Here is a 7509-nt window from a genome sequence, read left to right on the forward strand (position 1 = left end):
GCGTCACGCGTTGGTTTCAACATTATATCATGAACTTTCTAAAATTCATTGAACTGTGCTTTCAAACGGTAGTGCCGGGGTGTGAGTATAACGATTATCAGTATATAAAAGTCATAGCAGACAGGCTGGAAGCAGCGAGCGCTGGTGAAGTGAAACGAATAATATTCAATATGCCTCCGCGCTCGATGAAGTCCATGTGCATAAGCGTTGCGTGGCCCGCATGGATACTGGGCAACTGCGAGAATAATAGTTGCAAGTTATTCTCAGCGGCTCAGCGAAAAGCACTCGCTCGACACCAGGTGCGTGATGCAGTCTAGTTGGTATAGAGCGCTATTTCCAGAGATAGAACTATCCAAAGACCAGAATACCAAATATAAATTTCAAACAGTGCAGAGAGGATACAGAATCGCAACATCAGTTGGTGGAACACTAACTGGTGAAGGTGGTGATTTTATCATTGTGGACGATCCGCTCAGTTCTGCTCAAGCTTTGAGTGAAACGCTTAGAAAGCGTGCCACAAACTGGTTTGATCAGACTTTAGTAACCAGGCTGAACGATAGAAAAAAAGGAGTCATCGTTCTTGTAATGCACAGGCTACACCAGGAGGACTTAACTGGACACCTTCTCTCCAAGCCAAAAAACATATGGCATCATATTTGTTTGCCAATGATTTCTGAAAATAAGCAGGTTATTTATTCAATCAAAAAGCCAATACCTCCCGTTCCTATCATCCGAGTAGCTCAGCACTGTGCGACCAGGCGATTATATAATAAACCAGCGTCACCTGTAAGGATATTATATTCAAGAGAAGAAGGTCAGTTGTTATATCCCCTCGATGGAGGAAAAGAAGAAGTTGAGATAATAAAAGCTGAACTTGGGAGTTACGCTTTTGCTGCTCAATATCAACAAAACCCTCTGCCGCTTTCAAGTGGTATAATTAAACCAGAGTGGTTGAAACGCTATAAAAAATTTCCTGATAATCTCTCGCATATAACACAAAGTTGGGATACTGCGGTTTCAACAAGTAACATGAGCAACTTTAGTGTCTGCACCACCTGGGCAAAAATAGATAATAAATTCTATTTACTCGACGTATATTGCGCAAAGCTTGAGTATCCAAAGCTTAAAGAACAGGTTTTGTCACTAGCTGCAAGATGGACGCCACACGCAATTTTAATCGAAGCAAAAACAAGTAGTCAACAATTGGTGCAAGAGCTAAAGACAAACAGTGATTTACCGATTATTGAAATAGTGCCACATGATGACAAGCTCACTCGATTTCATCAAATTGTTCCGATTATAGAGTCTGGCAAGGTTTTTCTGCCACATCAAGCAGTATGGCTGAACGATTTTGAGTATGAGATTTTAATGTTTCCTGAAACGCGCCACGACGACCAAGTGGACAGTACCGTGCAATATTTGCAGTGGGTGAGAAACAGTACCTCCAGGGTTGCAGCTATACGAGCATTGTGATTTGAGTCTACCAGTACTGGGATGACAGCTAAGAGACAACCGTCATCCCGCTGCTTGTTAGCGGGATCTAGAGATACCGCGGCGGTATGACGTAGGACTGCTGTTATTCCAGTGTCTGGGCACTGCCGTCTTGGATGGAAAGGCTGGATCCAAGTAGTCAGCTACTCGTATGACATCTTTGTGTTTGAGGCAAAACCAGCTATAACATTTCTTCGCAAACGAATGTTCGTACAGTTGTGGGTCGTGCACAACTCTATTCCTATAGTGAGTAGCTCCCTCCTATCTTATTTATATCATATTTTTAACTTACCCAATAACATAAATTACTTTAGCTATGCTATAGCTAAAGTGGCTTAGGTTTACTTACAATTTGAAAAACAACAAATTCGTCATTCCGCTGCTCGTTAGCGCTGCGGCGGTATGATGTAGGGAAACCTTTCTTGGGTTAGCTATATCAATAGCATTGCTTTAAAAAGAGTGCCCATATTTTCAGTCAACCTTAAGAATTCACTAAAGATCCTATTCTTTTGTTCATCACTTGCGCTTTTCATTAAAGCCAGGGTTCTTTCTTTTATGCCAAAAAGATATAAAAATTCTCTTTGAGTTAAAATCTCGCAATCTACGTGTTTTAATGAATCTTTTAATGCTTGAAAGTTTACAAGTGCGGTAATATCACTATTACCAACATTCTCAAGAAAATTAGCATACTTATGTTGTTTTATCGATTGCAAAGTGCTCTTATATGCGGAGTATACATAACCGTAATCTACAATCAAAGCAGCTCCTTTATTATTATATATCTTCTTCTCAAGTTTTTTTAATATTTCAACCCCAACTGAACATATTTCCACCACTGCACCATTAAAAAATTTTCCATTTGTCATCTGAGTAGCTGACACTGGAATCCATGATTCTTTTTTTCTGGATTCCAGTGTCACGCACTGGCATGACACCAAGAGACTGCCATCATCTTGTTTTGTCACCATATTTTCATACCACCCCTCATCATGATATACAAACTGATCTATCGGAAGAGCGTCAAAGAACTCATTTGCTAAAAAAATGGTTGGTTGTTCTGGTAGGTTGTCAATATTTTTGTGCCAATTAACATCTAAGCTTTTTAATTTTTCCTTTTGTATCTTCCGTAAAGTAGGGCTTATTTCAACTAAGTGGATCAACATTGAATTAAAAAAGCTGCTGTACTTTTTAGTGACTCTTATTATATCGTGAATGAGTGTTCCTTTGCCTGGCCCAAGTTCAACTAGAGAAAATTTTGATGGCTTTCCTAATTTTTCCCATGTATGCATTATCCAAACTGCAATTACTTCACCAAATAATTGGCTGATCTCAGGTGCGGTAGTAAAATCACCATCCTTACCAAGCGGTAATTTACTTGTATAATAGCCGTATTTTTCATGGTACAAAACGGCATTCATGAAATCACTGATGGATATTGATCCTTGACTTTTGTCAATTAATTCGTGTATATAAGTGAGCATGTTATTAATAAATGTTTAACTATAGCGTGCCATAATATAAAATAGTGGAGTATTTATATATATAGTATAAACTTAAGTTTGTGAGTAATAGTGCTTCAGTTATGGACGACAAAAACACCGATTGTGTTGCCCTTATACCTCAAGATGATAGTATTGAATACAACTTTGAAGAAGCTGTCAATTTTATAGAAAACAAGGTTATAAATGCTGATGGGCTAACTTTAGCGGAAGTGTTTCAAGTGCTAGTTCAAATGCTAAATGGTGATCTAGAATTGGTAAAAAAAGTACTAGCATGTGCTAATATTATGGCAAAGCATGGAATGAAGGTAGCAAAAGAGTCGCAATTAAGCAGAGCTGATGTTCGCCGAGCTTTGGAAGGTAGAGAAAGTGTTGTCAATAGACAAGATTTTATAAAGAAACCACCTCTTCCACCTGCTATAAAATCGACCAAAAAGAAAAGTAGAGGTCTTTAGATGGCTGAATCTATAAAAAAATTTACTGTACAATGTGACTTCAAAGGGCAAAGTTCACCTTTTGCAATATACATAGGAAATCCAAAAAGTGATGCTCATCCAATTCATCATCAAGATTCCTGGCTTGTAAAAGAACGTGGAGGGAATATTCCTAATAAAGTAAAAGAAAGTCTACAAAAATTATATAAACTATCTCAAGAAAATGGTGTCTCTTTCTCAGAGTTATGCGCGTATGCCATTACTGTGGTTAGTAATAATGATAAAAAAAGTGACGACAAGGAGTAAGATAGTTTAATCCCTCAATATTTCATTTATAGAGATTTTCGATCTCGTCTTTTCATCCACTTTTTTTACTATGACTGCACAATAGGTTGAAATATTATTTTTAGATGGAATAGACCCTGGTACCACTACAGAATAAGGTGGCACTTCGCCGTAAAATACCTTGCTAGTTTCTCTATCAATAATCTTTGTTGATGCCCCAATAAACACGCCTATGCCAAGGACTGATCCTTCTCTCACTACCACACCCTCGGCCACTTCGCTACGTGCTCCAATAAAGCAATTATCTTCTATAATGACAGGTGAAGCTTGAATAGGCTCAAGAACTCCACCTATTCCCACTCCACCGGAAATATGACAGTTTTTTCCTATTTGCGCACAGCTACCAATCGTTGACCAGGTATCTATCATTGTTCCTGAATCAACATATGCACCAACGTTGATAAAACTTGGCATTAGAACAACATTTGTACCTATATAAGCAGATCGGCGGACAAAACACCCAGGAACTGCTCTAATTTTTAACTGGCGAAATTTCTCCTCATTCCATTCACTAAATTTGTTACCGATCTTGTCAAACCAGCAATTGGTATTGTCTATTATTTTGCTTTCTTCAGTGAGAAAATGTAATAACATTGCTTGCTTTATCCACTTATGTACTACCCATTCTCCACTTGATAGCTTTTCTGCTACTCTAATTTTGCCACTATCAAGGAGCTCAATTACCTCTTTAATTGCTATTCTTGCTGTTTTCTTTAGATTACAGTCATTAAATTTTTCTCTATTTTTCCAAATATTTTCTATCTCACTCTGTGTTTTTTTTAGTTGCAAACCTTCCATTTGTTATATATATATTGGTGTTAAATTTGTAGCTCTGTATCGTTTGAGCTTGTTACTACTTTATATGTAAGTGCTATGAAAATACAATGTAATAGTTGTACTAAAACTTACTTAGTATCTCCTAGGCAAATTGGCGCGTCTGGAAGAAAGGTAAAATGTACGAACTGCAATCACATATGGCATGAATATCTAGAAGAAGTGTCAAACAAATCGCACTCTGCTAATATACAGGAAAAAAAAGTTAGTGGAAGGAATTTTTTACAAAATCTAGCATTTACCACTCTAGCTTTTGCAACAGCTACAGGGTTATGCGTCGTAATTGCTAACGGCATCTTTCCTAGAGAGATGAACAAAGCATACAAAATGATCAGTTTATACAAGGATTCAATAAGCTATAAATTAGGGTACAAAAAGGAACAAACAGAAAGTCCAAATGTAAAAAAACTTGCTGTAAATAAGTTTTATCAAGACTACCTTTTTTTATCTAATTTAAGATCTAGTTAAATAGGCATACCGATATCGGTCTCTAGCTACTCAGATGGTGCTTAGGGTGACAGAGTTTTGAAAATAAGTTATTTTTTAGCAAAAAAGGCAGCTCATGAGTATTAAAATTGCACCTTCTATACTTTCAGCAGATTTTGCAAAATTAGGGGAAGAAGTAAGAAAAATTAGCGATTTAGGTGTGGATTACATACACATAGACGTTATGGATGGGAATTTCGTTCCAAATATTACAGTTGGTCCTAGCGTTGTTTCTGCAATACGTAAATATAGCAATCTTCCTTTTGATGTGCATTTAATGGTCAAATCTCCTGGTAACCACATTGAAGGCTTTATAAATGCTGGTGCTGATATTATCACTGTACATGCAGAAGCAGAGACACACCTTGAGAGGTTGATAAGAAAGATAAAGTCATACAAAAATGTAAACGACGAAAAAAAACCGATTCAAGCTGGAGTTTCAATTGTTCCTTCAACTTCTCCAAGTGTGCTTGAATACATAATACATGAGCTAGATATTGTGCTGATTATGACAGTCAACCCTGGCTTTGGAGGGCAGGAATTTATTCATTCACAGTTGAACAAGATATCTACTATAAAAAAAATGATACAGGAGCGTAATCTTAAAACACAAATTTCAGTAGATGGTGGNATTAACTTTTCTAACGCAGCTGATATAATAAAAGCAGGCGCTGATATTTTAGTTGCGGGATCGGCGATATTCAAGGCTGAAGATATTAAGAAGGCCGTAAACGATCTTAAAAATCTATTGTTGTGACCCTATATAGCTAAAGTGGCTTAGGTTTACCTACAATTTGAAAAACAATAAATTCGTCATTCCGCTACTCGTTAGCGGAATCTATGCTGAGATACCGCGGCGGTATGACGTAGAAAAACCTTTCTTGGGTTGTATCCGTTCAGCTAAGCGGTGTGAGAGATGATAGATAAGAGGTTTTGGAAAGCCCATTTGTTTCCATGTCAAGTATAATGAAATTATCCGTTCAAGTTCCCCACTTCGATTGGGTAAAATATGAATTTTTGCGATAAACGACATAATGCCGTATCTGCTGTTCAGCATGGTTGTTTGTAAGCGGAATGTTTTCTGGGTCATCTAAAAAATTCCACATTATTCTTTCAGATTTCAAAATATTTTTTGCAACTCGAGAAGCTCCAATTGCTTCAGGTAAACGGCTTCAAGTAATACCTTGTACGTTTTCGCAACTTTCTGGCACGTCTGGTAAATCTAAAAACATCTATCTCATTTTTTAGCAAGGCCTTTTTTAGTGTAAATAATTCAGTGGCTACGTTTCTTAAGTAACAGCCCAGAACTTTAACTTCAACTATGTGCTAATCTTTCAAAATCTCTTGATAAATGTGCCCAACAGATTTGCCTGTTCTTATCGGCAAAGTAGTTGTATGCTGCGTATCTGTCGTAAGCTATTGCGATTGCAGAACTTACTATTTTGTAAAACCTTCATTCCTTTTGACTCTGTCAATTTTATAAAACTTGCTGTATTACTGGCAAACATCCAGCACCAACCAAGTTTACCTTTGTTATAATGGCTCATTTCATCGATATGCAGAACTTCACTTTTACTTACTTCTTGCTCGATTTGCTCATATGCTTCTTGGCATTTTTCTGCAACTCTAGCCTCGCTATTTGACACGCTACCAACACTGATGTCCAGGTTGAAAATATTTTTTATAATATTTGCTACTTCTCTTTTCGAGTTCTTGTAAAATCCGCTCAGCGCCGCGATTGTTGACTTAACTTTTGGACCAAATGTATCCGCAGTAACACCTTCTGGTAGCCTGCTACTTTTTCTTTTTCCACACTTGCAACAGCGGCCATTGGTATTCCACAACATAAGGCTTAATTTCTGGCAAATCAACTTTTTGATGAATGTATGGCTCTTTCGATATCGCAATTTCTCCTCCGCACTCGCAAGAACTCTATTTTCACCACTTCATCTGCTTCCATTTTAGGGCGATACTTTCCTTCATGCCCAATCTGTGCCCCTATTTTCCTGTCACTTTTTTTCTTTTTCTTCTTTAGCTTGTATAACTCTTTTGAGCTCGGTATCGATGAATTTTGTGAATTCAGACCTAGTCTTTCTTTCAATTCAGCATTTTCGATTCTTAGCGCCTTATTCTCAGATCTAAAATTTTCGTTTTCTATCTCTAACCTCTTTATCTCTGCTTTTAGTTGCTCTATCTCTATTTTAAAGCTTTCACAGAGCTTGAGAAGACCAGCTAGTAGATCAGACATGTTTACCACACATACTACTTGTGATATTATGTTTTTAGCACTCCTTGTCTACTTTTTATTTTACCGCTCCGCTGAACGGATACCTTTTTTTTACTGTTTGAGTATGTAAGAACCTGTTTAAAATCTTCGTAATAGGAGAGAAATGAAGGAAAGGACAATCATTTGCAAGCTG

Annotated in this window: 6 protein-coding genes and 2 pseudogenes; 5 read left to right on the plus strand and 3 right to left on the minus strand. The window is 37.3% G+C overall.

Annotation, left to right across the window (positions count from 1 at the left end; all coding sequences use genetic code 11):
* Positions 1 to 29: 29 nt before the first annotated feature.
* A pseudogene (gene terL / locus OZD61_RS04050) lies at positions 30 to 1473 on the plus strand (phage terminase large subunit).
* A gap of 449 nt (positions 1474 to 1922) precedes the next feature.
* Here the strand turns inward: terL and OZD61_RS04055 are convergent.
* Positions 1923 to 2972 (minus strand): class I SAM-dependent methyltransferase, encoded by a 1050-nt coding sequence (locus OZD61_RS04055; protein ID WP_274979951.1) that lies wholly within the window; start codon positions 2970 to 2972, stop codon positions 1923 to 1925.
* Positions 2973 to 3052: 80 nt separating this feature from the next.
* Here OZD61_RS04055 and OZD61_RS04060 point away from each other — a divergent pair, with 80 nt between their 5' ends.
* Both OZD61_RS04060 and OZD61_RS04065 read left to right on the plus strand, forming a co-directional pair.
* Positions 3053 to 3445, plus strand: a complete 393-nt coding sequence (locus OZD61_RS04060) for a hypothetical protein (protein ID WP_274979952.1) — start codon at positions 3053 to 3055, stop codon at positions 3443 to 3445.
* Positions 3446 to 3730 (plus strand): DUF2610 domain-containing protein, encoded by a 285-nt coding sequence (locus OZD61_RS04065; RefSeq protein WP_010962783.1) that lies wholly within the window; start codon positions 3446 to 3448, stop codon positions 3728 to 3730.
* 6 nt (positions 3731 to 3736) lie between these two features.
* On the opposite strand, the gene dapD is transcribed toward OZD61_RS04065, so the two are convergent.
* On the minus strand, positions 3737 to 4567 hold the full coding sequence (gene dapD, locus OZD61_RS04070; RefSeq protein WP_274979953.1) for a 2,3,4,5-tetrahydropyridine-2,6-dicarboxylate N-succinyltransferase: 831 nt from the start codon (positions 4565 to 4567) through the stop codon (positions 3737 to 3739).
* A gap of 75 nt (positions 4568 to 4642) precedes the next feature.
* Between dapD and OZD61_RS04075 the strand changes: the two genes are divergently transcribed.
* Entirely contained in the window at positions 4643 to 5071 is a 429-nt protein-coding gene (locus tag OZD61_RS04075) for a zinc-ribbon domain-containing protein (RefSeq protein ID WP_274979954.1), read from the plus strand.
* 94 nt (positions 5072 to 5165) lie between these two features.
* Positions 5166 to 5846 carry a ribulose-phosphate 3-epimerase gene (gene rpe / locus OZD61_RS04080; protein WP_274979955.1) on the plus strand — a complete coding sequence of 227 codons (681 nt, stop codon included), beginning with the start codon at positions 5166 to 5168 and terminating at the stop codon, positions 5844 to 5846.
* A gap of 143 nt (positions 5847 to 5989) precedes the next feature.
* On the opposite strand, the pseudogene tnpC reads toward rpe, so the two are convergent.
* A pseudogene (tnpC, locus tag OZD61_RS04085) lies at positions 5990 to 7337 on the minus strand (IS66 family transposase).
* Between the last annotated feature and the right edge of the window lie 172 nt (positions 7338 to 7509).

This window comes from Wolbachia endosymbiont of Drosophila bocki (genome assembly GCF_028982005.1).
Taxonomy (GTDB): domain Bacteria; phylum Pseudomonadota; class Alphaproteobacteria; order Rickettsiales; family Anaplasmataceae; genus Wolbachia; species Wolbachia pipientis.